At 65.8% G+C, this 23,976-nt stretch carries 23 protein-coding genes and 1 pseudogene; 6 read left to right on the top strand and 18 right to left on the bottom strand.

Annotation, left to right across the window (positions count from 1 at the left end):
- Positions 1-57: 57 nt before the first annotated feature.
- A complete protein-coding gene (locus S58_RS17625; protein WP_173424428.1) occupies positions 58-705 on the bottom strand; it encodes a protein-L-isoaspartate(D-aspartate) O-methyltransferase in 648 nt (215 codons plus the stop codon).
- A 276-nt stretch (positions 706-981) separates the two neighbouring features.
- On the opposite strand from S58_RS17625, the gene S58_RS17620 reads away from it, so the two are divergent.
- Positions 982-1,365 (top strand): response regulator, encoded by a 384-nt coding sequence (locus S58_RS17620; protein WP_042339753.1) that lies wholly within the window; start codon positions 982-984, stop codon positions 1,363-1,365.
- A gap of 13 nt (positions 1,366-1,378) precedes the next feature.
- On the opposite strand, the gene surE is transcribed toward S58_RS17620, so the two are convergent.
- From surE to S58_RS17560, 12 genes are all read right to left on the bottom strand, one after another.
- On the bottom strand, positions 1,379-2,146 hold the full coding sequence (gene surE / locus S58_RS17615) for a 5'/3'-nucleotidase SurE (protein WP_015666703.1): 768 nt from the start codon (positions 2,144-2,146) through the stop codon (positions 1,379-1,381).
- A gap of 98 nt (positions 2,147-2,244) precedes the next feature.
- The gene (locus S58_RS17610) at positions 2,245-2,601 is read right to left on the bottom strand and encodes a hypothetical protein (protein WP_015666702.1); all 357 of its coding nucleotides are present in this window, start codon (positions 2,599-2,601) and stop codon (positions 2,245-2,247) included.
- 103 nt (positions 2,602-2,704) lie between these two features.
- Positions 2,705-4,036 carry a serine--tRNA ligase gene (serS, locus tag S58_RS17605; protein ID WP_015666701.1) on the bottom strand — a complete coding sequence of 444 codons (1,332 nt, stop codon included), beginning with the start codon at positions 4,034-4,036 and terminating at the stop codon, positions 2,705-2,707.
- A 129-nt stretch (positions 4,037-4,165) separates the two neighbouring features.
- The gene (gene tatC, locus S58_RS17600) at positions 4,166-4,990 is read right to left on the bottom strand and encodes a twin-arginine translocase subunit TatC (protein ID WP_015666700.1); all 825 of its coding nucleotides are present in this window, start codon (positions 4,988-4,990) and stop codon (positions 4,166-4,168) included.
- The gene (tatB, locus tag S58_RS17595; protein ID WP_015666699.1) at positions 4,987-5,514 is read right to left on the bottom strand and encodes a Sec-independent protein translocase protein TatB; all 528 of its coding nucleotides are present in this window, start codon (positions 5,512-5,514) and stop codon (positions 4,987-4,989) included. Before tatB ends, tatC begins: the two co-directional genes overlap by 4 nt.
- Before the next feature lie 109 nt (positions 5,515-5,623).
- Positions 5,624-5,857, bottom strand: coding sequence for a twin-arginine translocase TatA/TatE family subunit (locus S58_RS17590; protein WP_006614346.1), 234 nt, complete (start codon positions 5,855-5,857; stop codon positions 5,624-5,626).
- 279 nt (positions 5,858-6,136) lie between these two features.
- Positions 6,137-7,213 carry an SMC-Scp complex subunit ScpB gene (gene scpB / locus S58_RS17585; protein WP_015666698.1) on the bottom strand — a complete coding sequence of 359 codons (1,077 nt, stop codon included), beginning with the start codon at positions 7,211-7,213 and terminating at the stop codon, positions 6,137-6,139.
- Positions 7,214-7,232: 19 nt separating this feature from the next.
- Entirely contained in the window at positions 7,233-8,072 is an 840-nt protein-coding gene (locus tag S58_RS17580) for a segregation and condensation protein A (protein WP_015666697.1), read from the bottom strand.
- A complete protein-coding gene (nagZ, locus tag S58_RS17575) occupies positions 8,069-9,097 on the bottom strand; it encodes a beta-N-acetylhexosaminidase (RefSeq protein WP_015666696.1) in 1,029 nt (342 codons plus the stop codon). Before nagZ ends, S58_RS17580 begins: the two co-directional genes overlap by 4 nt.
- A gap of 42 nt (positions 9,098-9,139) precedes the next feature.
- Positions 9,140-10,720, bottom strand: coding sequence for an SPOR domain-containing protein (locus S58_RS17570; RefSeq protein WP_042339749.1), 1,581 nt, complete (start codon positions 10,718-10,720; stop codon positions 9,140-9,142).
- 95 nt (positions 10,721-10,815) lie between these two features.
- A complete protein-coding gene (argS, locus tag S58_RS17565; protein WP_015666694.1) occupies positions 10,816-12,612 on the bottom strand; it encodes an arginine--tRNA ligase in 1,797 nt (598 codons plus the stop codon).
- Between the two features lie 8 nt (positions 12,613-12,620).
- Positions 12,621-13,787: a deoxyguanosinetriphosphate triphosphohydrolase gene (locus S58_RS17560; protein ID WP_144058340.1), complete on the bottom strand. Its 1,167-nt coding sequence runs from the start codon at positions 13,785-13,787 to the stop codon at positions 12,621-12,623.
- 125 nt (positions 13,788-13,912) lie between these two features.
- On the opposite strand from S58_RS17560, the gene erpA reads away from it, so the two are divergent.
- Positions 13,913-14,254 (top strand): iron-sulfur cluster insertion protein ErpA, encoded by a 342-nt coding sequence (gene erpA, locus S58_RS17555; protein ID WP_015666692.1) that lies wholly within the window; start codon positions 13,913-13,915, stop codon positions 14,252-14,254.
- A 15-nt stretch (positions 14,255-14,269) separates the two neighbouring features.
- Here erpA and S58_RS17550 read toward each other — a convergent pair whose 3' ends face one another.
- Positions 14,270-16,585 (bottom strand): PAS domain-containing sensor histidine kinase, encoded by a 2,316-nt coding sequence (locus tag S58_RS17550; protein WP_015666691.1) that lies wholly within the window; start codon positions 16,583-16,585, stop codon positions 14,270-14,272.
- A gap of 854 nt (positions 16,586-17,439) precedes the next feature.
- On the opposite strand from S58_RS17550, the pseudogene S58_RS39020 reads away from it, so the two are divergent.
- Positions 17,440-17,727, top strand: a pseudogene (locus tag S58_RS39020) (penicillin-binding protein); the annotation flags it as partial.
- Between the two features lie 79 nt (positions 17,728-17,806).
- Here S58_RS39020 and S58_RS17540 read toward each other — a convergent pair.
- A complete protein-coding gene (locus S58_RS17540; RefSeq protein WP_015666689.1) occupies positions 17,807-18,622 on the bottom strand; it encodes an amidohydrolase family protein in 816 nt (271 codons plus the stop codon).
- Positions 18,623-18,736: 114 nt separating this feature from the next.
- Here S58_RS17540 and S58_RS17535 point away from each other — a divergent pair, with 114 nt between their 5' ends.
- Positions 18,737-19,333: a TetR/AcrR family transcriptional regulator gene (locus tag S58_RS17535; protein WP_015666688.1), complete on the top strand. Its 597-nt coding sequence runs from the start codon at positions 18,737-18,739 to the stop codon at positions 19,331-19,333.
- 3 nt (positions 19,334-19,336) lie between these two features.
- Here S58_RS17535 and S58_RS17530 read toward each other — a convergent pair whose 3' ends face one another.
- The 3 genes from S58_RS17530 to S58_RS17520 form a co-directional block, all read right to left on the bottom strand.
- A complete protein-coding gene (locus S58_RS17530) occupies positions 19,337-20,077 on the bottom strand; it encodes a metallophosphoesterase family protein (RefSeq protein WP_015666687.1) in 741 nt (246 codons plus the stop codon).
- Positions 20,078-20,185: 108 nt separating this feature from the next.
- Positions 20,186-20,845: a hypothetical protein gene (locus S58_RS17525; RefSeq protein WP_015666686.1), complete on the bottom strand. Its 660-nt coding sequence runs from the start codon at positions 20,843-20,845 to the stop codon at positions 20,186-20,188.
- Positions 20,846-21,115: 270 nt separating this feature from the next.
- Complete coding sequence (locus S58_RS17520) at positions 21,116-22,021, bottom strand: LysR family transcriptional regulator (protein WP_015666685.1); 906 nt, start codon at positions 22,019-22,021, stop codon at positions 21,116-21,118.
- A 96-nt stretch (positions 22,022-22,117) separates the two neighbouring features.
- Here S58_RS17520 and styA point away from each other — a divergent pair, with 96 nt between their 5' ends.
- Together styA and S58_RS17510 are read left to right on the top strand one after the other, a co-directional pair.
- Positions 22,118-23,368: a styrene monooxygenase subunit StyA gene (gene styA / locus S58_RS17515; protein ID WP_015666684.1), complete on the top strand. Its 1,251-nt coding sequence runs from the start codon at positions 22,118-22,120 to the stop codon at positions 23,366-23,368.
- Between the two features lie 22 nt (positions 23,369-23,390).
- A complete protein-coding gene (locus S58_RS17510; RefSeq protein WP_015666683.1) occupies positions 23,391-23,918 on the top strand; it encodes a flavin reductase family protein in 528 nt (175 codons plus the stop codon).
- Positions 23,919-23,976: the final 58 nt, after the last annotated feature.

The following is a 23,976-nucleotide window of genomic DNA, read 5'->3' as shown; positions in this document are numbered from 1 at the left end:
GGTAAATAAGCGCTTAAGCCGCGAATAAAGCGTTGTGGGGCTTGCTGATCCGCTCGTTTAAAGTTCGCGCGCAATCCCCGGAATTGCCGGCACAAATCGCACGTCGACGAGCTCCTTTCGGTCGAAACGATCCCCCGTCCGCGTGACCCTGACCAGCGTCTGCACCCCGTGATGGGGCCCGACCGGCGCGATCAGGATACCGTCCGGCTCCAGCCGGTCGAGCAGGCTCTGGGGAATTTCCTCCATCGCCGCGGTCACGATGATGCGGTCGAATTGGCCCGCACCGGGAGGGAGCGCATAGCCATCGCCCAGCATGACCTCGACATTGAAGCAGTTGAGCTTCTCCAGCCGCTCCCTGGCCTTGTCGGCCAAGGTGCGGAAGCGCTCCACCGTCAGGACATTGGCGGTCAGCCGGGACAGGATCGCGGCCTGGTACCCCGACCCGGTCCCGATTTCGAGCACGCGATGGGTCTTCTGCAGCTTGAGCTGCTCGGTCATGTAGGCGACGACGAAGGGTTGGCTGATGGTCTGGCCGCACGCAATCGCCATCGCGCTGTCGCGATAGGCGTCGGGGCGGTCGGACGGCAGCACGAACTCCTCCCGCGGAACCTCCTCCATCGCCCGCAGGACCGCTTGATCGCTGATGCCCCGCCGACGCAGGGTCAGCTGGAACATCATCTTCTCGGGCGGAGCGGTCGGGGGCATCGCAATGTCGGTTGTTGGCTGCACGGCAATTTAGACGGCGCCCGGCCGTTGCGCACCGATTTTCCGCAGCCCTGCCGCAACTACGGACGCGGCTTTACGGGCCTCTGAACCGAAACGTGTTCCTTCTTGAGGAACCAAGTGGAGCCCAGTTCGTTCACCTCAGGGACAAATTTGCCTGCGCCGCAGGGCCACGATATGCAAAGACGACGTTGTTGACGTTGCGCCATAGGCCGTTATTTGCGAGCGTCAAATCGGGTATGCGCAAGGACTGACAGCATGACTGCACCGCGGCCGCCGCGCGGCTCTGTGTTTCTGGTTGAAGATGAAGTCATGATCAGGATGATGGTGGCCGACATGCTCGAGGAGCTCGGCTACACGGTTGCGGCTGAAGCCGGCGAGATCGGCGAGGCGATGCGGCTGGCGGAGAGCACCTATTTCGATGTCGCCATCCTCGACGTGAACGTCAACGGCAAGGTCATCTCGCCGGTCGCCGATCTGATCAAGGCCCGCAACCGTCCCTTCATCTTCGCAACCGGCTATGGCTCGTCCGGGCTGCCCGAGGAATATCGCGACCGGCCGGCTCTGCAGAAGCCTTTCCAGCTCGAGACCCTCAGTCGCGCGATCGATCACGCGCTACGTGGCGCCGAGACGCAGGGCTAGGCAGCGTCCTGCCTCAGCGAAGAATGTCGCCGAGCTTTCCAGAAAACGCCTCGTCCGTGCGGTCGAGCCGCAGCGGGGTCACCGACACGTAGTGAGCCGCGAGAGCGGCAAGATCCGTCCCCTCGTCGGGCACGTCCAGTGCCGCGGCGCGGTCGAAGCCGATCCAGAAGTAGGGATTGCCGCGACCGTCGCGGCGCTCATCGACCTTCAGGAAGCCGAGATTTCGCTTGCCCTGGCGCGTCACCACGATCCCCTTGACCGCGTCGGGGGCGCAGGACGGGAAGTTGACGTTGATCACGGTGTTCTTCGGCACCCCGGCCTCGAGCACCTTGCGCACGATCTGCGGCCCGAATTTGAGCGCGGTGTCCCAGGACGGCTTGTCGCGCGTGGCGATGCTGAATTCCTGTGACAGCGCGAACGACGGCAGGCCGAGAATCGTGCCCTCGAGCGCGCCGGCGATGGTGCCGGAATACACCACGTCCTCAGCAACGTTACGGCCCTTGTTCACGCCCGACAGCACCACGTCCGGCAGCTTCGCCCCGAGAATATGCCGGGCACCCATGATGACGCAGTCGGTCGGCGTGCCGCGCACCGCGAAATGCCGCGGTCCGACCTCGCGCAGCCGCAACGGATCGTTGAGGGAGAGCGAGTGCGACACGCCGCTCTGATCGAGTTCGGGAGCGACGATCCAGACATCGTCGGACAGCGCGCGTGCGATCTCCTCGATCACTTTGAGGCCCGGCGCGTGGATTCCGTCGTCGTTGGTGCAGAGAATCCGCATGGCCACCTTATCCATCCCGTTCGTAACGATTGCCGGGGTGTCTTATCCGCTGTGCAGCACCGAGGCAAACCTGCGACCCCTGCGCCCGATTCAGCCGTTCAACGCCGGACCCGCCACTGCGGAAGGAAGCGGGCAAGGCGCCCTCGGGTGGCAAGCTGCAGCGAGACCGCCGATACGGCAGCGGCTTCGGGCGCTGGCGGACAGGCAGGGGCTGGCGGTTCGGGCTCGGCACGCGGTATCGCGGGAAACCGCGCCCGCGCAACGGTCAGCGCCTTTTCGAAATCGGCTGCGTTGAACCAAGCCTGATCGCGCCGGGAATCGAGCAGGCCATCGTCCCACACCATCGCATGATCGACGTCATACGCCCCCTTCAGGCGCTGATCGACCGCCTGGATGCCGGAGCCGGTGACGGCCCATTGCCGTCCGATCCAGAAAATATCCCGATGCAGGGCCATGATGACGGTGTCTGAAAAGCGATTGCTGAACAGACCCGAGGATACGACCCTGCGGCCGCCGCGCAATGGCGGTGACCGGCCCGGTTGCAGATTTGCCGCGTGCCTATGGCTCCGCGGCCACCACCTTGAGGCCGCCCATATAGGGCTGCAGTACATCGGGAACGGCAATCGAGCCGTCGGCCTGCTGATAGGTCTCCATGACGGCGATCAGCGCACGGCCGACCGCGGTGCCGGAGCCGTTCAGGGTGTGGACGAAACGCGGCTTGCCGTCGCTGCCACGATAGCGCGCGTCCATGCGGCGGGCCTGGAAGTCGCCGCAGACCGAACAGCTGGAGATCTCGCGGAACGCGCCACCATCGCCCTGCCCAGGCATCCAGACCTCGATGTCGTAGGTCTTCTGCGACGAGAAGCCCATGTCGCCGGTGCACAGCGTGATGACACGGTAGTGCAGACCGAGCCGGCGCAGCACCTCCTCGGCGCAGGCCAGCATGCGCTCATGCTCGTCCTTGCTGGTCTCCGGCGTCGTGATCGACACCAGCTCGACCTTGGTGAACTGATGCTGCCGGATCATGCCGCGGGTATCGCGCCCTGCCGCACCGGCCTCGGCGCGGAAGCACGGCGTCAGCGCCGTGAGCCGCATCGGCAGTTCCTTGTCGTCGATGATCGATTCGCGCACCAGATTGGTCAGCGCGACTTCTGCTGTCGGAATGAGTCCGAGCCGCTCGGTCTTGAGCCGCTCATCCGGCTCCGCAATCAGCTCGCCCTTCACGGCCCAGAACTGATCGTCCTCGAACTTCGGCAACTGTCCCGTGCCGAACATGACCTCGTTGCGCACCAGCAGTGGCGGATTGATCTCGGTGTAGCCGTGCTTCGTCGTATGCAGGTCGAGCATGAACTGCCCGAGCGCACGCTCGAGCCGCGCCAGTCCCTTCTTGAGAACGACGAAACGCGCGCCCGACAGTTTGGCGGCCGATTCGAAATCCATGGTGCCGAGAGCCGCACCGAGATCGTCATGCGGCTTCGGCGCGAATTCGTAGTTGCGCCTGGCGCCGAACACGTGACGCTCGACATTGTCGTGCTCGTCCTTGCCGTCCGGCACCTCGTCAAGCGGCAGGTTGGGAATCGCCGAGAGCTCGCGCGCCAGCTCCTCGTCGGCCTGCTTCGCGGCCGCCTCGAGCTCGGGCATCGTGGTCTTGAGCTTGGCGACCTCCTCCATCAGCGCCGACGCGCGCGCCTCGTCCTTGGTCTTCTTGGCCTCGCCGATTTCTTTGGAGGCGGCGTTGCGCCGGGCCTGCGCCTGCTCGGAGGCCAGGATCGCAGCACGACGCCGCTCGTCAATGGCGAGCAGATGCGACGACTGGGGCGACAGACCCCGGCGCGTCAGCGCCGCATCGAAACCTTGCGGATTATCGCGGATCGATTTGATGTCGTGCATGGTCGTTCGGTCCTGGGAACGATGGATCTCGGCGAGTCGCCCCGTCGCGCGGGACGGCTTGCACTACCGCGAATGCCAGCGGATGGGAACAGGCTAGGCCTGCACCCGGCCCGAGCGGGCGGACCTGCCCTACTCGGATGGATTGGCCGGCAGGTCGCCCGAGCCAGACGATGAACCGGACGAGCCGGACTTGGCCTTGGCTGCCTGCTTCTCCACGATGCCGACCGCAATGATCGCGCCCTCGTACAGCGCCAGCAGCGGCAGCGCCAGCGACGCCTGGCTCAGCACGTCCGGCGGCGTCAGCACGGCCGCGATGATGAAGGCGACCACGATGAAATAGCGCCGCTTCTCCTTCAGCATCTGCGACGTCACGATGCCGATGCGGCCGAGCAGCGTCAGGATCACCGGAAGCTGGAAGGCGATGCCGAACGCGAAGATCAGCGACATCATCAGCGACAGGTATTCGCCGACCTTGGGCATCAGGGCGATCTGCGCCGTCTCGGGGCCGCCAAGCTGCTGCATACCCAGTGAGAAGCGCACGATCATCGGCCACACGGCGAAATAGACCAGCATCGCGCCGAGGACGAAGAAGACGGGGGTCGCTATCAAATAAGGGAGAAAGGCATTGCGCTCGTGGCGATACAGTCCGGGCGCCACGAACTTGTAGATCTGCGTCGCGATGATCGGAAAGGAGATGAAGCCGGCGCCGAACATCGCGAGCTTGAGCTGCGTGACGAAATATTCGAGCAGCTGCGTATAGATGAACTTGCTGTTCTCCGGCCCCGCGACCCAGACGAACGGCAGCACCAGGATGTTGTAGATCTGCTTGGCGAAGAAGAAGCAGAAGATGAAGGCCAGGCCAAAACCAAGCAGCGCCTTGATCAACCGCGACCGCAGCTCGATCAGGTGGTCCATCAATGGGGCTTTGCTGGCCTCGATGTCTTCGGCGCTCATGACGCTTTGGCGTCCTTCAGACGTTCAGCCTCGGCCGGCGCTTCAGGCTTGATCTCGCGCACGATCGCCAACGGCTCGCCCACCACTTCATGAGCTTCGGCTTGATGAGCTTCCGCTTCCGCGAAGGTCTCGGCGCGTGGCGGTTCAGGCGTGGTGGGGGTCATCAAGGGAAGCTCGGGCGAAGCAGCAGCCACATCCGACGCGGGCGCCACCGGCTCTGCGGGCTTGTCGACCCCCTCGATGTCGAGTGCCTTGTCGACGTCACGCTGCAGCGACGACATCATGCCGCTGGGGGAGAAACCGCTTGCGGCCTCCTTGACCTCGTCGAAGCTCTTCTTGAGGTCGGCCATTTCGGCCTCGCGCATGGCTTCCTGGAACTGGCCCTGGAACTCCGAGGCCATCCGGCGGGCCTTGCCGATCCACTGCCCAACCATGCGCAGAACGCCCGGAAGCTCCTTGGGACCGATCGCAATCAGTGCGACGACCCCAATGACGAGCAGCTCACTCCAGCCGATATCGAACATGTAACAATCCGCCTACGCGACGACGCCTGTGATCCCGCCCTGCCCGGGCTCGCCCGAGCAGGTTCCGTCCTTGCGGGAGCGCGCGCCGCCCGCGCGTTTCACGCGCAGATCAAACGGCTTTGCTGCCGACATCCGTGCGGGTGGCCGAAGGCGTCGCGCCGTGATCGATCGACTTGACCGGCTCGGTCTTCTCCGGCGCCTTGTCGTCGTCCTGCATGCCCTTCTTGAAGGCCTTGATGCCCTGCGCGACGTCACCCATCAGATCGGAGATCTTGCCGCGCCCGAACAACAGCAGGACGACCGCGATCACCACGATCCAGTGCCAAATGCTAAGCGAACCCATCCTGCAACCCTCCAAACACCGGCGCAGCCTTCACCCGACTGCCCGTCGACGCTACCGCCGAAACCGCGCCATATCCATGGACTTGCCCGCGACACTTCGCTTCTAGCATTCGATTGCGAAACAGCAACACGAACGCACGGCGGCATCAGCCGAAAACGGCGCGCGGATAGCCCAATCTGGCCGGAAGGTAGGCGCGGGCGCCCCCAAAAACAAGCACTTAAGGTCCGCCAAATCGCGGCCGAACCTGCGGAATAACGCGAGTGTTAACGGCTGCGGCCGCTAGTCCCGGTGCGGCGAGCCGTCCTCGTCGGTATCGACGTCGCCCTCGTCGTCAGCTGCGTCGACCTCGACCTTCGCCTCAGCTTCTTCCTCGACATGAGCTTCAGCCTCGGCCGCAACATCCGCCAGCTCGGCGACGGTCTCCTCGTCCTGCTCCGCGACGAACTCCTCGACGGTCAGGCTCACTTCGGTGATCTCGGCTTCAGCGTCGGCGTTCGACACGTCCAGATCGCCGACCACGGCTTCCGGGCTGGCATCGTCGTCCAGAATGGCCGTCTCGGCGTCCGCCGTTCCAAGCTCCGCCGTCTCGCCCGTGGCCGTCTCGGCCTGCGCCGTGTCCGACGCTTCGGCTTCGGTGACCGCGGCCTCTGCCGCCTCGGGCTCCACGGCCGGTGCAAGCGCCAGGTCGAGATCGCCCGGATCCAGCGGCTCCTCGTCCTCGCGCAGGGTCGGATCGTCGGACGGGGTCGGAACGGTGAAGCCGGTGGGCAGCCGCGAATCCAACAGGCCCGTGCCCTTCAGCTCCTCCAGGCCAGGCAGATCACCGAGGGTTTCCAGGCTGAACTGCGCCAGGAAGGCATCGGTGGTGCCGAAGGTCAAAGGTCGGCCCGGGGTCTTGCGGCGGCCGCGCGGCTTGATCCAGCCGGTCTCGAGCAGAACATCCAACGTGCCCTTGGAGGTGACGACGCCGCGAATCTCCTCGACCTCGGCACGCGTCACCGGCTGGTGATAGGCGACGATGGCCAGCACCTCGATCGCCGCGCGCGACAGCTTGCGCGTCTCGGTGCTCTCGCGCGTCATCAGCCAGGCAAGATCCCCGGCCGTGCGGAACGTCCATTTGTTGGCAACGCGCACGAGGTTGACGCCGCGATTGGCGTATTCCGCCTGCAGTTGCGCCAGCGCGGCCTTGATGTCGACACCATCAGGCATACGCTTGGCAAGCGCAGCCTGCTCCAGCGGCTCGGCCGCGGCAAACAGGAGAGCCTCGAGGATGCGCAACTCTTCGGGGCGCACCTCAGGCTCGATCGCTGCAATCTCGTCGGGCTCTTCCATGCGCAGTTCCGCCAAGCTTGCCATGGCAGGGTCTCCTTCTTCGTTACTCAACCGTCAAGTCCGGCGCAGCCATGGCGCCGGGCTGGATCGGTGGACGCTTACGAAAATACAGCGGCGCGAACGCCTGCTTCTGGTTCAGCTCGAGCTTGCCTTCGCGGACCAGCTCCAGCACGGCCGCAAAGCTCGATGCGAAGACAGTGGCCTTCTGGGCAGGCTCGACGACGTAGTCGAGAAGGTAATCGTCGAGGCAGCCCCAGTCGTCCGACACCTCTGTCATGCCGACGAGACGTTCGAGCGAGGCGCGCGCCTCGGCCAGCGACCACACGGTGCGCTTGGCCATGTGCACCGACGTGACGACGCGTGCCTGGCGCTGGATCGCATAGGCCGACAGCAGGTCGAACAAGGTCGCCGTGAACTTGGGACGGCGAATCTCGGCAATCCCTTCCGGATTGCCGCGCGGAAACACGTCACGCTGAAACTGCGGCCGGTTCATCAAACGATTTGCAGCCTCGCGGATCGCCTCCAGCCGGCGGAGGCGGTTGGCCAGCGCGGTCGCCATCTCCTCGGCGCTCGGCCCTTCCTGCGCAGGCGGCTCAGGCAGCAGCAGGCGCGACTTCAGGAAGGCGAGCCACGCCGCCATGACCAGGTAGTCGGCGGCAAGCTCGAGCCGGATTTTTCGCGCGGCTTCGATGAACTGCAGGTACTGGTCGGCCAGCGCCAGGATCGAGATCTTGGCGAGGTCCACCTTCTGCTGCCGCGCCAGCGCGAGCAGCAGGTCGAGCGGGCCTTCATAGCCCTCGACGTCGACCACCAACGCCGGTTCGGCCTCGGCCAGCTCCGTCGTGGGACGGCCGGTTTCAAACGACAGAATTTCAGCGGTCATGCGCTCGCGGGTCCCAGCCGGTTGATCAAGGCGTCGAGCTCGGCGCGCGCAGCGCCGCGATCGAAGCTTGTGGGTGCCTTCCGCGCCGCAAGCGCCCGATCGGCGCGGATCAGAGCCTGCCCCGCAAGCTCCGGCGTCTCGGCCGCGACGGCCTGCATCTCGTCGAGATTGCCATTGCAATGCAGAACCATGTCGCAACCCGCCGCGACAATCGCGCGCGTGCGCTCGGCGAGCGATCCCGCCAGTGCGTTCATGGAAACGTCATCACTCATCAACAAGCCCTGGAACCCGATCCGTTCGCGAATCACCCGCTGGATCATTGTCGCAGATGTCGTGGCCGGATGGGCGGCGTCGATGGCGCTAAACACAACATGTGCAGTCATGGCCATCGGCAGGTCCGCGAGCGGCTTGAAGGCGGCGAAATCCGTGGCGTCGAGTTCCGCCTCGGGCGTGTCCACGGTCGGCAGCCGGAAATGGGTGTCGGCGGTGGCGCGGCCGTGGCCGGGAATGTGCTTCAGCACCGGCAGCACGCCGCCCTGCTCCAGTCCCTCCGTGACCGCCCGGGCGATCGCCGCCACCTTGGCCGGCGTCGTGCCATAGGCGCGGTCGCCGATCACGGCATCGGCGCCGGCGATCGGCACGTCGGCCAGCGGCAGGCAATCCACGGTGATCCCGAGCTTGTGGAGATCGTCGGCGATCAGGCGGGCGCTGAGCCAGCCGGCGCGGAGGCCCGCGGACGAATCAAGGTCGTAGAGGCGGTCGAACACCACGCCGGCGGGATAGGCCGGCCAATGCGGCGGTCCCAGCCGCTGCACCCGCCCGCCCTCCTGGTCGATCAGGACGGGGGCGTCGGCGCGGCCGGCGCAATTTCGCAATTCCTGAACCAGTGCAGTCACTTGGGCAGGTGACTGGACGTTGCGTTTGAACAGGATGAAGCCCCAGGGCCTGAACTCGCGGATGAACGCGCGCTCGGCGTCGGTGAGGTCAGGGCCGGAGATGCCGGTAATGAAAGCCCGCATGGTCATGCGGGCCGCATAGACCCCGCCTCGAGGTCGGTCAAGCGAGCCTTAATTGTTGCTAAACGGGAAACACTGTCCGCCGGCAGTTTTCAACGTTCCGCACATCTTGTTGGCCTCTTCCTTCGTCGCGAAGGGGCCGACAGCCGCGCGGTACTTGACACCGCCCTTGTCGCCCAGGTCCATCCGCTTGATGATCGGCTCGTACTTGCTGAGCACGGCGCCGTATTTGTCCTGCACGGCCTTGTACGACGTCATCGCCTCGGCCTCGCTGGCCTGCGACGAGATTGACACCAGATAGCCGCCGGTGGCGGTGCTGGTGGTCTGCTCGGTCACCGGCACGGCGGCCGCGATGCGCGCGGGCGCATTCGCCGGCTGCGGCGTCAGCGGCATCGGGGTCTCGGCGGCCGCGGAGGCGTTGGCATTCGCCGGGGACTTGCGGCCCTTCTGCATCGTCTGCTTGGTCGGCGGCGGATTGGCCGGCGGCGCTGCAGTGGGATCGGCCGCCGCCTGGTTGCCGCCGGTCACGGACAGCGTCTTGATCGGCCGCGGATCGGAGTTGGGCAGGATGCCGTTGGCATTGGCCATCTGCGACATCGGGGCCGCTCCAGCACCGGCCGGCGGCGGAGCCCCATTCTGGCTCATCTGCGGAAACACCACGCGTGGATTGCCGCCGCGGGTGTTCAGATCCATCGGCGTCTCCTCGCGGGACACCATCTTCTCGCCGCCGTCGTTGCCGAGCAGCCGATCCGGCACCTTCGGCGTCGTATCCTGCTGGGCCATGATCTTGGTGGGACTGTTGTCGGCACGGATGATCGGCGGCTCGCCGGTGCGGCCGGAGGAGATATAGGTCTTGTAGCCATAGGCGCCGCCGGTCCCGACCACTGCGAGGGTCAGCACCGCGAGCACCGTGCTCATGCCGCTGCGCCGGCGCGGCCGCTCCTCTTCCTCGCCTTCGTCGTAACCGTCCTGATAGCCGTACTGACCGTCCTGGAAGTCGCCGTCGCCCTGAAAGCCCTGCTGCCCGGATCCCACCTGGCCGAACAGTGCATCGTCGTAGCGCGAGGAATCCTGCTCGTTGTCGTCGAAGCCGTTGCCGCGGTCGTAATCGCGGTCGTTCTCGGCAAACCCGTGGCGCGACTCGCCGACATTGTAGTCGAGCTTCGACAGCTGGTCGGCAAACTCGGCGTTGGGATAGCCCTGCTGCCGCGCGCCTGCGCCGGCCGCAAAGTCCTGACGATCGAAATCCTGCTCGGGAAATCCGGGCTCACGGCCGCGCGGATCCTGAAAGCCGGCCGGGTAGGCCGGAGGCGGCGCGGCCTGCTGCTGCGGCTCGCGTCCGATGTCGGCGAATGGATTGGCTGCCGCTTGCGGCGCATTCGGCGCACGCTGCATCCAGGTCGGGGGACCGGGCGGCGCCATGCCGATGGGGGGCTGCTCCGGGGCGGGCGCTGCGGGGCGGGCCATTGGACGCGCTTGAGGCTGCGGGGTTGCCCGGCCTGATGCTGCGAAAGGATCGTTCTGCCCGATCAGGCGGGCAAGTTCCGCGAGCGGATCGGCATCGGCCTGCTGGTTTCCACCACGGCCAAAACCATCAGCGGGAAAGGGTCTGTCCTGGTAACGATCAGCCATCGTGATGAAGCGTCCCTGCGGGTAAGCCGCATATGCGTCCTAAGGCGGACCCTGCCAGATTGAGGCCCCCAACTGAAGTCGTGTGTTTCCCCCAATCAGCGCATTGCATCAGGAGCATTAACGCCCAAGATCGCAAGTCCCGACGCCAGTACCGAGACGACGCCCTGAACCATGGCCAAACGCGCCTTGGTCAATTCTGCATCATCATCGATAATGAAGCGTAAATAGGGCAAATCCCGCCCCCGCGTCCAGAGGGCGTGAAATTCGCTTGCAAGTTCATACAGGTAGAAGGCGATCCTGTGCGGCTCATGCGCGAGCGCCGCGCTCTCTACCGTACGTGGGTAGAGCGCAAGGCGTTTCAAGAGGTCGTGTTCGGCCGGGTCGGACAGTTTTTCGAGGTTCGCCTGGGCGAGATAAGCGAGTCGCGTCCCCTCCTCTTCCGGCAGGTCCGGGACGCTCTCCCGGGCATTGCGGAAGATCGAATGCCCTCTGGCGTGACCATACTGGACATAGAACACGGGATTGTCGCGCGACTGCTCGATCACCTTGGCGAGGTCGAAATCGAGCACGGCGTCGTTCTTGCGGTAGAGCATCATGAAACGGACCGCATCGCGCCCCACTTCATCAACAACTTCCCGCAGAGTGACGAAGTCGCCGGAGCGCTTCGACATCTTCACGGGCTCGCCGTTGCGCAACAGCTTCACGAGCTGGACGACCTTGACGTCGAGCACCGCCTGCGCGGCCGTCACCGCTTTCACCGCAGCCTGCATGCGCTTGATGTAGCCGCCATGATCGGCGCCGAATACGTCGATCAGGTCAGCGAAGCCGCGCTCGAACTTGTGCCGGTGGTTGGCGATGTCGGAAGCGAAGTAGGTGTAGCTGCCGTCCGACTTGATCAGTGGACGATCGACGTCGTCACCATAGGCGGTGGCGCGGAACAGCAGCTGCTCGCGATCTTCCCAATCCTCGGGCGGCGCGCCCTTCGGCGGCGGCAGGCGGCCTTCATAGACGTCGCCCCGCGCGCGCAGGAAATCGATGGTTTCCGCGACCTTGTTGTTGCCCTGATGGATGAGCGAGCGCTCGGAGAAAAAGACATCGTGCCTGATGTTCAGCGCGGCGAGATCATTCTTGATCTCGGCCATCATCATCGTGATCGCCTTGTCGCGCACGATTCCCAGCCACCCCGCCTCAGGCATGGCCTTGAGCTTGTCGCCATGCTCGGCCACCAGCGCCTGCCCGACCGGCTTGAGATAGTCGCCGGGATACAGCCCGTCCGGAATCGCGCCGATGTCTTCGCCGAGCGCTTCACGATACCGGAGGAAGGCGGAGCGCGCGAGAACGTCGACCTGGGCGCCAGCATCGTTGATGTAGTACTCGCGCGTGACGTCACGGCCGGCGAACTGCAGCAGGCTGCACAGCGCATCGCCGAACACGGCGCCGCGGCAATGGCCGACATGCATCGGACCGGTCGGATTGGCCGACACGTATTCGACGTTCACCTTCGGCGCGCCGGCCACCGGCGCGACGCGACCGTAGGCAGCGCCTTCGCGCAGGATCGTGCCGAGCGCTTGCGCCCAGACCGACGGCCGCAGGGTCAGATTGATGAAGCCGGGACCTGCGACATCGACCTTGGCCACCAGTTCATCGGCCCGCAGGCGCTCGGCGATCACATCGGCGAGATCACGCGGCTTGGCCTTCGCCTCCTTGGCGAGCACCATCGCGGCGTTGGTGGCCATGTCGCCATGGCTCGGATCGCGCGGCGGCTCGACCACCACGCGCGAGAAATCGATGCCCTCGGGCCAGCCGCCCTGCTTAGCGAGCGCAGCGCAGATGGCGTGGACACGCGCGAGCATGTCGGCAAAAAGGTAGGGGGTGGAAGCTTGTTCAACCATGCCGCCGCCTAACGCAAATCCGGAGTCGAGTCAAAAAGGCGGTGGTGCTCGGTTAGGGCAAAACGGTCCGTCATTCCGGCGATAAAGTGGCCTATGCGGCGGGCGCGATCGCCGTCTCCCTCGCAGTCGTCCAGCCAGCCGGCGGGCAGCGTCGCACCGTCCTCCTGGTAGCGGCCGAACAGGTCGGCCACGATGCGCTCGGCGTCGCGCATCACCCGCATCACCCGTTCGTGGCGGTACATCCGCTGCCAGAGAAACGCCTTGATGGCGGCCTCGTGTCCGGCGGCGTCAGCCGGGAACGCCACCAGCGGACCGGTTTGGCGCCTGACGTCGTGAGGCGACATCGGCTGCACCTGCCCGATGCGGCGCTCGGCCTCGGCAGCCACCGCCGCAATCAGATACGAGATCAGCTCGCGCACCAGCTCGGCGCCACGCCGGATCGGGTCGAGCCCGGGATAGTGGCGGTCGATCTCGGCGATCATCGCCGCGAGCAGCGGAACCTCCTTGAGGTCGTCGACCATGAACAGGCCCGCGCGCAGGCCGTCGTCGATGTCGTGGGCGTCGTAGGCGATGTCGTCCGCGAGCGCCGCGACCTGGGCCTCGAGCGAGGCGTAGCTCCACAACTCCAGGTCGAACCGCGCATTGAACTCGGCGATCCCCGGCGGAATCGGCGCCTGCAAGGGGCCGTTGTGCTTGACGATGCCTTCGAGCGATTCCCAGGTGAGATTGAGGCCGTCGAAATCAGGGTAGCGCTGCTCGAAGGACGTGACGATGCGCAATGTCTGGGCGTTGTGATCGAAGCCGCCATGGTCCGCCATGCAGCGGTTGAGCGCCCGCTCCCCGGCATGGCCGAACGGCGGATGGCCGAGATCATGCGCCAAGGCCAGCGTCTCCGTCAGGTCCTCGTCGAGGCCGAGCTGGCGGGCCAGCGCCCGGGCGATCTGGGCGACTTCCAAGGAATGGGTCAGACGGGTGCGGTAGTGGTCGCCTTCGTGGAAGACGAACACCTGGGTCTTGTGCTTCAGCCTGCGGAACGCGGTCGAATGGATCACCCGGTCGCAATCCCTGCGGAAGGGGCTGCGGGTGCGCGATGGCGGTTCGGCGAACAGCCGGCCCCGGCTGCGATCGGGATCGCAGGAAAAGGGCGCACGGGGGGCAGCCATTCCAACCGACACGGACGATTATTCCCTTTGAGATTTGATTCCTCGGCGGTGCCCACTTAACTATGGGGAGTGCCCGAGACCAAATGAATAGGGCATGACGCGCCCTTTCCGGGGGCGATTTGCGGAGACCTTTTGCCATGACCGATGCCTCGACCGGCCCCGTCACCATCAGCGAACGCGCCGCCCGCCGCATCGGGGAGATCCTCGGCAAGGAGACCGGAGGCGCGATGCTGCGCATTTCGGTGGAAGGCGGCGGCTGCTCCGGCTTCCAGTACAAGTTCGACATCGACCGCGCCAAGGCCGAGGACGATCTCGTGATCGAGCGAGACCACGCGGTCGTGCTGGTCGATCCGGCCTCGGTGCCGTTCCTGGCCGGCTCCGAGGTCGATTTCGTCGACGACCTGATGGGCGCCTCGTTCCGGATCAACAATCCCAACGCCACCGCCTCGTGCGGCTGCGGCACCAGCTTCTCGGTCTAGCTCCCCTTCTCCGGCTCAGGCCTCCGCCGTCGCCGCCGGGCTGTCTGACGGCGCGAGGCTCGGCGCCTCGACGCTCGCGGCGGGCGTTCCGATGGCCGTCAGCATCGCCGCGACCATGGCCGGCTTGCGCAGCGGCTTGGCCAGGAAGTCGGTCATGCCGGCCTCGCGGCACTGCTTGATGTCGTCGGGGAAAGCATTGGCGGTGAGCGCAATGATCGGCAGCTCGGCGAGCCGCCCGCCCTTGGCCCGGATGGTCCGGGTCGCGGTGATGCCGTCCATCTCGGGCATGCGGACGTCCATCAGCACCAGGTCGAACTCCTGCTCGCCCGCCGCCTTCACCGCCTGCAGGCCATCCGGCACGATGCATTTGTCGACCGCGAACTCCTGCAGCATCTTCGACACCACCATGCGGTTGGTGGCGTCGTCCTCGGCGATCAGGACGCGCAGCGGTCGCCCGAGCGCTTCGATCCTTGCCTTGAGATCGCCGGCGCCGACCCGGTCGGTGCGCTGATCGGACACCTGCTTGTCGCTCCACGGCAAGGTCAGGCTGAAGCGGAACGTCGAACCTTCGCCCGCCACCGAGGACACCGCGATCGCGCCACCCATCTGCTCGATGATGCGCCGGGAGATCGCAAGACCAAGCCCGGTGCCGCCGAAGCGGCGATTGATCGACGCATCGGCCTGGGCGAAATCGGTGAATAGCTTGCCGACGCGGTCGGCGGGAATGCCGATGCCGGTGTCGGACACGCGCCACTCGATCGTCGCCTTGTGATCGTCACGCGCCCTGCAGGCGACCGCGATGGTGATGCCACCGCGCTCGGTGAACTTGACGGCGTTGGACGCGAGATTGATCAGCACCTGGCGAATGCGCGCGACGTCGCCCTTGAGCGCCCGCGGCAGCTTCGGATCGATGTCCGCATTGACGAGCAGGGTCTTCGACTTGGCGTTGACGCCGATGATGGCCGTCACCGCCTCGACCAGCGCCGCCGGCGAGAAGTCGACGGTCTCGAACTCGAGCTTGCCGGCGTTGAGCTTGGACAGATCGAGGATGTCATTGAGGATGCGCTGAAGATTGTCGCCGGACTCGCGGATGGTCATCACCGCGTGGCGCTGCTCGTCGTCGAGCTTGGTCTCCAGCAGGGTCGAGGCGAGGCCCAGCACGCCGTTCATCGGGGTGCGGATCTCGTGGCTCATCATCGCCAGGAAGTCGGACTTGGCCCTGCTCTCGGCTTCAGCCTGCTCGGCCCGCCAGCGCTCGGTGACGTCGCGGCCGAAGCCGCGATAGCCCGCAAACTTGCCCTCATAGTCGCGCGCCGGCCGCGCGGTCAGCGCCCAGCGGCGGCGCTCGCCTCCCGCCACCACCACGTGGATCAGGATCTCCGGGATCGACAGCCGCTGCGCCATGCGATCGGCGAACGTCTTCAGCGTCGCCGTGTCGGTCGGGCAGAGATATTTCAGCGTATCGATCAGCCGCTCGCCCTTGAGCTGATCGAGCGGCAGCTGCGCCACGTCGGCAAAGCGCTGCGGCGCGTCGATCAGGCGGCCCTCGGCGTCGGTCTGCCACAGCCAGCTCGAGGCGTTCTCCTGAAATTCCTTGAGCAGCAGCGAGATCGTCTCATTCTGGCGTTCATGGCGGATCTGCGCCTTGAGGTTCTCCAGGAACACATTGCCGTGCGACACCAGGTGACGCACCATGAACGAGGTGTAGAGCAGCAGGAAGACGACGAGCACCAGATAGGTCGCGCCGCCGCAGAGAAACAGCGAGCCGACCGAGCCGAGCATCAGCGTCCAGGTGTAGGCGAGACCCGCCCGCGGCACGCTCGACATCGCGAAGGCGCCGCCCGAGATCATCCCGGTCATCAGCGAGCCGACGATGATCTGCAGATGCGGATCGATCTGCGGCATCAGGATCAGCGGCAGCGATCCCCAGATGCAGGCGAGAAAGAAGGCCTGCAGGGTCATGCGGCGGATCGCGCGTTCGGATGCCTCCTGCGGCCGCGACTTGCGCGCACGCCACCAGCCGCGCAGCGCCAGGACGCCGGCGACCACGATCGCCGAACCCCAGGCGGTCAGGAAGACGTTGGAGACGACATTCCAGAACACGCCGAGGATGATTGCCGCGTTGGCGAAGTTGATGCCGATGGTCACCGGGACGAGCCGTGCCACGGCATCGATCTGCCGCGCCCGAATGCGGCGGCGGTCGCGCTCCGTCAGCGCCTCGTCGTCGAGGCCTTCGATGGCGCCGAAGCCACCGATCCAGAGGAAGAAGGCGCCGAGCGGACCGCCGCCGGCAGTGCGCTTCGCGCGCGAGGGATCCCCAGGCCAATTCATTTGGGCGCAGAACCTTCCTTGTGATCCCCTGCCATGCCTGATCGGCAGCTTCAGGCGCGTTAATTGTCCCGCCCGTAGAATTACGGAACGAGGACGAAGCGCCCCAATCAGCTGCGCTGTGTTCGACGCATCGACAGAAAGCACGCATGCAGGTCGTCGTTCTCGCGGCATGATCTGCCCGAGCTGTGATTGTGGAGTTCACCCTCGTGATGTCGAGGGCGCAGGGAATGCCGGGTGCTGGCCGCAACCCATGGCCCGCCTGCGAAAAAAATGCAGGCGGCAGGAACCACAGGTCCAGCCGGTCAACCCGGCATTCCCTGCGCGATGGCCTTACGTCTTATGCGTACTCTCCCCGGGGATCGGCTGTCTTGCCCCCGTGACCGGCGGATCATCGTCACCACCGGCGTAGCATCAGCGTCGAGATGCCAGGACCATACGTTTTCGACGTGCGCCCCGTGCCGTTCGTCCGCACGACATCAAGCCATGCTGCGACCCAACGCGCCCACCGCATCCCACCCCGCGTGTCATGACGATCGCGATACGCCCCTCGTGCCGAGGCGGGACGGAGGGAGAGAACCACGATTTCTGTAAATTAGAAACAGTGATATTTTTCGCTGCGGGACTGGACAGCCCAAATCAGCTTGAACGCATTCATGAAATGAGTTTTTCGGCGCAGCCGATTTGGCCCCGTCCGCACCCGTCGGCGCCTGCAAACGAGCGATGCCACACGGGCCGATTTGCCCGACGGGCGGGAGCAGCTTCCTTTCAGTATCGTGCATCAGCCGATGCTTCACAGCACGGCGCCGGATGCGTACGCGCTGGCCCAATGCGGAAAGCCATTCTCTGCGGCGCGCATCGCGGCTCCCGTCGCACGCGATTTCATGAAGCTCGCGCTCGCCGACAAGCCGGCGACGCCGTTCAAGATGCCGGCTGGCATCAAGCTGGTCCGCGTCGACTCGAAGACCGGCATGCGTGCCGTCCCTGGGCAAACGAGTGGCGTCATTCTCGAACCTTTCAAACCCGGCACCGCCCCGCCGGATGGCTATTCAGCGCTGGGGGACTCTGATCCGAACCGCGCTCCGTCTCCCCCCGTAAGTCCAGCGGACCCCGGCGCCGTGATGGGGACTGGGGGACTTTACTGACCGGCAAGAATGGACGGCATGACCCGGTTCGACCGCAGCCTGGCGGCTCGACCTTCCCTTACCTGCCACCGGCCGCCGATCAGAGCTTGAAGACGCGCGCAGCATTGCCGCCGAGAAACAGGTCGCGCGCCTCGGCATCGAGCCCGAACTCATCAAGGCCCTCGAGGGCCTTGGCCGGCGTGATCATCGGATAGTTCGTGCCGAACAGGACCTTCCGTCGGCCGCTCGTCCTCATGTACTGCACGATCTCCGGCGGATACCGCTTCGCGGTGTAGGCGGACGTGTCGATGTAGACGTTCTCGTGCTTGGTCGCGACCGCGATCATCTCCTGCGTCCAGGGATAGCCGATGTGCCCGGCGACGATGACCAGTTCGGGGAAGTCCAGCGCCACCTCGTCGATGTAGGGAATCGGCCGCCCCGTCTCCGACGGCCGCAACGGCCCGGTGTGGCCGACCTGCGTGCAGAAGGGCACGCCGAGCTCGATGCATTCGGCGAACAGCGGATAGAAGCGCCGGTCGGTCGGCGGCACGCCCCACAGCCATGGCAGCACTCGCAGGCCCTTGAAGCCGAGCTCGCGGACCGCGCGTCTGAGCTCGCGCACCGCTTCCATCGGGCGGGCGAGATCGGCGCTGGCAACGCCGACGATGCGGCCGGGATGGCTGCTCGCCACCGCTGCGACCTCGTCGTTGGAGATCATCCAGCCATGCGGCGCGCACCACGCCGATGCGAGGCTCACGTCCACCCCGCCCTCGTCCATCGCCGCGATCGTCATGTCCGGGGTGATGACGTCCGGGCGCGGCGTCCTGGCCGTCCAGCGCCGGAGCGAGGCAAACATCGGATCGGCCGAGTGGCGCGGGGTTGGATGCTGCATCCAGGCATCGACGATCCGTGACATCAGCGCGTCTCCCGAAGAATATTTTAGAGTTTTACTCTAGAGTTTTACTCTAGATTGAGGCGAGCTATGTTGTCAAACTGCAAACCGCGCTGACGACAGAGGAGACGGGAGCGGATGTCGCGGAAGACCAGCCGGGCGCGCATCGTCGACGCGGCGCTGACGGAGTTCGACCAGAGCGGATATGAGGCGGCCACCGTCGCGGCGATCTGCGATCGCGCCGGCGTCTCCAACGGAAGCTTCTTCCATGCCTTTCCGTCGAAGGATGCAGTTGCCGGCGCCGTATTCCTGTCGGCGCTCGACGCCTATCATGACGCGCTGGTGGGCGCGGTTGCGGGAGATCTCTCAGCGCGCGACGGGGTCGCGGCATTGGTGACGGCGCACATGCGCTGGGTCGTCGACCACCGCGCGCAGGCCCGCTTCATGTTCGTCCACGCGCCAAGCGCCCAGACGGCCGCAATCCGCGGCGAGCAGGCGTCCAGCAATGAGCAGTTCCGCGCCGGTCTGGCGTGCTGGTACGCGCCGAACCTGGCGCGCGGCACGCTCGTCCCACTCTCACCCGAGGTTCTGGTCAGCCAGATCATCGGGCCGGCGCAGATGTTCTGCAGGGCATGGCTGGCCGGTCGCAGCCGGGGCAAGCCAGATGTGTATCTGCAGGATCTTATCGCCTGCGCCGTCCGCGCCGTCGTCGACGGCGAGGCGCAAGGCGGATGACGATCAGAGCACGGCGCCGGATGCGTACGCGCTGGCCCAATGCGGAAAGCCATTCCCTGCGGCGCGCGCCGCAGCACGGTCCCAGTCATAGGTCAGTGCCAGCTGCTCCACCTGCCAATGTCCCCGCCGCTCCGTCAGAACGGCATAGCGCGCGTGGGGCGACCGATATTCGAGCTGGGCAGCGACGGGGATGTCGCCGAACACGGGGCAGCCGACGCTGCCGGGATTGACCACCAGCGGGCCGCGCGGCACCTGCACCACCGCCTGCCTGTGGCTGTGGCCGCACAGCACGAGGGTGGCGCCGCCGAGATTGACGAGACGCGAGGCCAGCACGTCGCGGCGCGCCGGGACGTAGCGGCCGTCGTCGAGCATCTCTTCGAGAAGACAGCTACTGTCGTCGTCGGGCGTGCCGTGGACGGCGAGGATGCCCTGCTCCAGCGTGAGCCGCGGCGGCAGCGCGTGCAGCATACGGCGCTGCTCGGCCGTCAGCGCGGCGCGGGCGAAGCGGCCGGCCGGCGAGAGCTTTTCTTCGGGCCATTCCTCGATCCAGCGATCGTGATTGCCGCGCACCGTCGGCAGCGCGAGCGACTGCAGCAGGGCGAAGGTTTCCTGCGGCCATAGCGGGCTGGTGACGCAGTCGCCGAGATTGACGGTGGCGTCGATGCCGCGCGTCGCGATGTCCGCCAGCACGGCCTCCAGCGCCGGAAGATTGCCATGCACGTCGGAAATCACAGCCAGCCGCATCGTCGTCTCCTCGCATCGGGCTCGTGTTTGCTTCGACAAGCCTATCATCCTCGTCATTGCGAGCGAAGCGACGTGTCCGCCGAAGCCCATCCTACGGATTCACGCCGATCAAGAACGCGTGGAGACGGCCGACAGCAGCGGAGCGCCTCCCGCATAGCGCAGCAGCAGCCGGTGCGTCGGATAGAAGATCACCAGCGGCAGCCCGATCAGCAGCAGTGCGAACCACGCCGGTCCCGGCATGAAGCTCTGCGCCACGGCATCGCTCAGTCCGAACACGTAGTTGATGTTGACCGGCAGGTCGCTGGTCGCGGGCGGTGGCGGCATCAGGAAGTAGCACACCGACAGCAGCGCCCAGGCGCCCACGGTCCACACCGCAAAGGCGCGACGGTCATAACCCAGCCGCCACACCAGCCAGGCCAGCACGAAGGGCAGCCAGAAATGGAAGAACGACAGGCTGCGGGTGAACAGCGGCAGCTTGGCGTCGAACATGTAGGCCGTCATGCCGGTCAGCGGCACGCCGGCGGCGGTGCCGAGGAAGTCGACCACCCACAACGCCTGCGGCAGGAGGATGCCGACGGCTGGCGCCGACGCGAGAAGCGGGTTTTCCAGCCAGACCGCGGCCAGCGTGGTCAGCAGCGCGACGTCGCAGAAATATAGGAAGTTGGTCGGGCCGTAGGCCATGAGATAGGTCGGCACCAGCACAGCGCAGAAGGCCGTGTAGGCGAGCTTGAACCACAACGGAATGCCTGGCTTTGCGGCGGTCTCCATCGATCCCCTGCCCCTGCAATATGAGTGTTTTCGCAATCGCGCGGAGATTGTGCGTAGACGTGCCGATGCGTCAACGAGACGGCAGGCGATGTTCGTGCTCAACGTTAATGAGAGTTTTCACCGATCTCATTGCGATGAGTTCGTAGGGTGGGCAAAGCGCCGCCGTCAGGTGGCGCGTGCCCACCGCCGGTGCCGGCGAGGGACGCCGGTGGGCACGGTGCTCACGACGCTGGCGCGTCGTTGCGCGCCTTTGCCCACCCTACGATTCCCTCATTCCATTGCCCCGATCGCGAACACATCCGCGCGCTCGATGATCAGGTCGCGAAACAGGCGGGCGCGGTGGGACATCCATTGCGGGTCGGGATAGACGACGTGGAGCGGCAGCGACGGGACGTCGTAGTCGGGCAGCAGATGGACGAGCTTGCCCGAGGCGATGTGATCGACGGCGCACCAGTCGGGCAGCACGGCGGCGCCGAGGCCTGCCAGCGCGGCGAGGGTCATGATGTCGGCGTCGTCGCAGGTCAGCGACGGCGTGATGCCGACGACGTGGCGGCCGGTCTCGGATTCGAAGCTCCATTCGTTCTTCGGCGACAGCCGCGAATAGGTCACGCAGGGCAGCTGGCGCAGATCGTTGGGCAAGCGCGGCACGCGGTGCCGCGCGAGCAGCGTAGGCGCAGCGACCAGCAGCCGCTTCACGGTGCCGACGCGCCTTGCCACCAGCGAGCTCGAAGAGAGCACACCGATGCGGATGGCGAGCTCCGTTCCGGTCTCGACGAGGTCGACAAACTGCTCGGTGAGGCGGATGTCGAGCCGCACCTCTGGATAGCGGCGGCCGTATTCGGCGAAGATGTCGCTGAAGAAATAGCGGCCGAACGAGGTCGGCACCGTCATCCGCAGGGTGCCGGAGGGCGCGCCGACGCGCTTCGGCGACGGCACGCCCGCGCTCTCGAACAATGTGACGATGTCCTTGGCTAGCTTCAGCACTCGGTCGGCTTCCGCGGTCGGGCGCAGCTTGCGCGTGGTGCGGACGAACAGGCGGCAGCCGAACTGCTCCTCCAAGAGCGCGATGCGCTTGGTGATCGCCGGCTGTCCCAGGCCGAGGTCGGCGGCGGCCTGGGTAAAGCTGCCGGCTTCCATCACGCGAATGAAGGTCTGCAGCGCGTCGATCCGATCCATCCATTCCTCTCCGGAATGAGTTTTATTCTTCCCATTCCGTATACGTCAGGAGGCGGGCTGGTCTAGCCTCTCAAAAAATCAAAGGGAGGGGAGACCATGGAGAAATCGATTGGGATCGTGGGCGCCGGCATCGGCGGGCTGCATCTGGCGCTGTATCTGCAGAAGCACGGCATCCAGGCCACGGTGCTGACGGACCGCGCGCCTGAGCAGTATGCTGCAACGCGGCTGATGAACACGGTCGCTCACCACGGCGTCACGGTCGCACGCGAAAACGAATTGGGCGTGAACCACTGGGATGATCCTGAATTCGTCTATCACCACCACGACCATTTCTTCAATTTCCCGGGCAGCCCCCTGCTGTTCCGCGGCGCCTTCAAGCAGCCGAGCCGCGCCGTCGACTACCGGATCTATTTGCCGGCGCTGATGAAGGATTTCGAGGATCGCGGCGGCGCGATCGAATATGCCAGCATCCAGGACGACGACATCCCGGCGCTGGTGTCGCGCTTCGACCTGCTGGTGGTGTCGACCGGCAAAGGCGCGCTCGGGCGCATGTTCAGCCACCGGCCGGAGCTGTCGCCCTACAACCAGCCGCAGCGCCTGCTATGTGTCGGCCTCTATGACGGCGTCGATCACGGCAGCCCCCAGGGCGGCGATCCGCGCGGCGTCACGCTGTCGGTTTCGCCGGGGCATGGCGAGATGATCGTGATCCCGACCTTGACATTCGGCGGCATGAAGACGGCGCTGCTGATGGAGAACATTCCCGGCGGTGACCTCGCCGAGCTCGTCTCGCTCAACTACGACAATGATCCGTCAGCGTTCCGGCAGACGCTGCTCGATAAGCTCGAGACGCACCATCCACACACCTATGACCGTATCGACACGCACCGCTTCGACCTGGCGCAGCCGCTCGACCTGCTGCAGGGCGCCGTCGTGCCGACGGTGCGGCGTTCCTCGGTCGGCTTCGACGACGGCAGGCTCGCGATCGCGCTCGGCGACGTTCACTCGGTGGTCGATCCGATGATGGGCCAGGGCGCCAACATGGCGTCCTATGCCGCGTTCGAGCTCGGCAAGGCGATCACCGAGGCCGTGGCATTCGACGACCGCTTCGTCGAGACGGTGGATCGCGCCCGCGAAAACCGCGTGCTCGCGGCTGCGCGCTGGACCAACCTGATGCTACAGCCACCGTCAGAGGCGATGGGCCGGCTGATTGTCACGATGGCGCAGAATCGCGCGCTATGCGATGAGTTCACCGACAATTTCAACTACCCGGAACGGCAGTGGGACAGGCTGGCGAGCGACCGTCGCATTCACGCCTGGATCGATGACAGGACCAGGCTCGCGGCGTGAGGCCGTATTGGGAACAGCTGACATGAGCCCTCATGCCGATCCCGCCGGCTTTCGCGCGGCAGCGTCGCGGTTTTCCACCGGCGTCACGGTGGTGACCAGCAGCGATGCTGACGGCGCGCCGGTTGGCATGACCGCCAACAGCTTCACCACCGTCTCGATGCAGCCGCCGACGGTGCTGGTGTCGCTGAAGCGCGGCCGCACCTGGCAGGCGGTGAGCGAGACTCGGCGCTATGCGGTCAACGTGCTCGGCGCAGACGACGTTGCGATCTGCCGGCATTTTGCCGGAGCGCCGCTGGCGCAGGGCGCACCTTGCCTCGACGAGCGCGACGGCTTCTTCCTGCTGCGGCAGGCGATCGCGCAATTCGGCTGCGAGGTGGTCAGCACGATCGAGGTCGCCGACCACACGCTGTTCATCGGCGAAGTGCGCTGGTGCCGGCACCAGGACGGGCTGCCACTCGCATTCTATGCCAGCCGGTTTCGCAATGGGCTGGGCGCGGAGATCAAGCCGGGCGATGCGCTGGCGTATCCGGCGGAAGGATGGACGGTCTGATTGCTTGGCGCGGTGGGCACGGCGCTGCGTGCCTTTGCCCACCCTACACATTGGCTAG

It is taken from the genome of Bradyrhizobium oligotrophicum S58, from assembly GCF_000344805.1.
In the GTDB taxonomy this organism is placed as follows: domain Bacteria; phylum Pseudomonadota; class Alphaproteobacteria; order Rhizobiales; family Xanthobacteraceae; genus Bradyrhizobium; species Bradyrhizobium oligotrophicum.
This window is presented reverse-complemented; position numbering and strand designations above follow the sequence as displayed.

Excerpts from the sequence above, each read along its gene's own strand:
- argS (WP_015666694.1), bottom strand. The coding sequence starts at position 12,612 with ATGGTTGAACAAGCTTCCACCCCCTACCTTTTTGCCGACATGCTCGCG.
- scpB (WP_015666698.1), bottom strand. The coding sequence starts at position 7,213 with ATGGCAAGCTTGGCGGAACTGCGCATGGAAGAGCCCGACGAGATTGCA.
- nagZ (WP_015666696.1), bottom strand. The coding sequence starts at position 9,097 with ATGACCATGCGGGCTTTCATTACCGGCATCTCCGGCCCTGACCTCACC.
- S58_RS17520 (WP_015666685.1), bottom strand. The coding sequence starts at position 22,021 with ATGGATCGGATCGACGCGCTGCAGACCTTCATTCGCGTGATGGAAGCC.
- S58_RS17550 (WP_015666691.1), bottom strand. The coding sequence starts at position 16,585 with ATGAATTGGCCTGGGGATCCCTCGCGCGCGAAGCGCACTGCCGGCGGC.
- S58_RS17590 (WP_006614346.1), bottom strand. The coding sequence starts at position 5,857 with ATGGGTTCGCTTAGCATTTGGCACTGGATCGTGGTGATCGCGGTCGTC.
- styA (WP_015666684.1), top strand. The coding sequence starts at position 22,118 with ATGGAGAAATCGATTGGGATCGTGGGCGCCGGCATCGGCGGGCTGCAT.
- S58_RS17625 (WP_173424428.1), bottom strand. The coding sequence starts at position 705 with ATGCCCCCGACCGCTCCGCCCGAGAAGATGATGTTCCAGCTGACCCTG.
- surE (WP_015666703.1), bottom strand. The coding sequence starts at position 2,146 with ATGCGGATTCTCTGCACCAACGACGACGGAATCCACGCGCCGGGCCTC.
- S58_RS17570 (WP_042339749.1), bottom strand. The coding sequence starts at position 10,720 with ATGGCTGATCGTTACCAGGACAGACCCTTTCCCGCTGATGGTTTTGGC.
- tatB (WP_015666699.1), bottom strand. The coding sequence starts at position 5,514 with ATGTTCGATATCGGCTGGAGTGAGCTGCTCGTCATTGGGGTCGTCGCA.
- tatC (WP_015666700.1), bottom strand. The coding sequence starts at position 4,990 with ATGAGCGCCGAAGACATCGAGGCCAGCAAAGCCCCATTGATGGACCAC.
- S58_RS17530 (WP_015666687.1), bottom strand. The coding sequence starts at position 20,077 with ATGCGGCTGGCTGTGATTTCCGACGTGCATGGCAATCTTCCGGCGCTG.
- S58_RS17620 (WP_042339753.1), top strand. The coding sequence starts at position 982 with ATGACTGCACCGCGGCCGCCGCGCGGCTCTGTGTTTCTGGTTGAAGAT.
- serS (WP_015666701.1), bottom strand. The coding sequence starts at position 4,036 with ATGCACGACATCAAATCGATCCGCGATAATCCGCAAGGTTTCGATGCG.
- erpA (WP_015666692.1), top strand. The coding sequence starts at position 13,913 with ATGACCGATGCCTCGACCGGCCCCGTCACCATCAGCGAACGCGCCGCC.
- S58_RS17540 (WP_015666689.1), bottom strand. The coding sequence starts at position 18,622 with ATGTCACGGATCGTCGATGCCTGGATGCAGCATCCAACCCCGCGCCAC.
- S58_RS17610 (WP_015666702.1), bottom strand. The coding sequence starts at position 2,601 with ATGGCCCTGCATCGGGATATTTTCTGGATCGGACGGCAATGGGCCGTC.
- S58_RS17535 (WP_015666688.1), top strand. The coding sequence starts at position 18,737 with ATGTCGCGGAAGACCAGCCGGGCGCGCATCGTCGACGCGGCGCTGACG.
- S58_RS17525 (WP_015666686.1), bottom strand. The coding sequence starts at position 20,845 with ATGGAGACCGCCGCAAAGCCAGGCATTCCGTTGTGGTTCAAGCTCGCC.
- S58_RS17510 (WP_015666683.1), top strand. The coding sequence starts at position 23,391 with ATGAGCCCTCATGCCGATCCCGCCGGCTTTCGCGCGGCAGCGTCGCGG.
- S58_RS17580 (WP_015666697.1), bottom strand. The coding sequence starts at position 8,072 with ATGACCGCTGAAATTCTGTCGTTTGAAACCGGCCGTCCCACGACGGAG.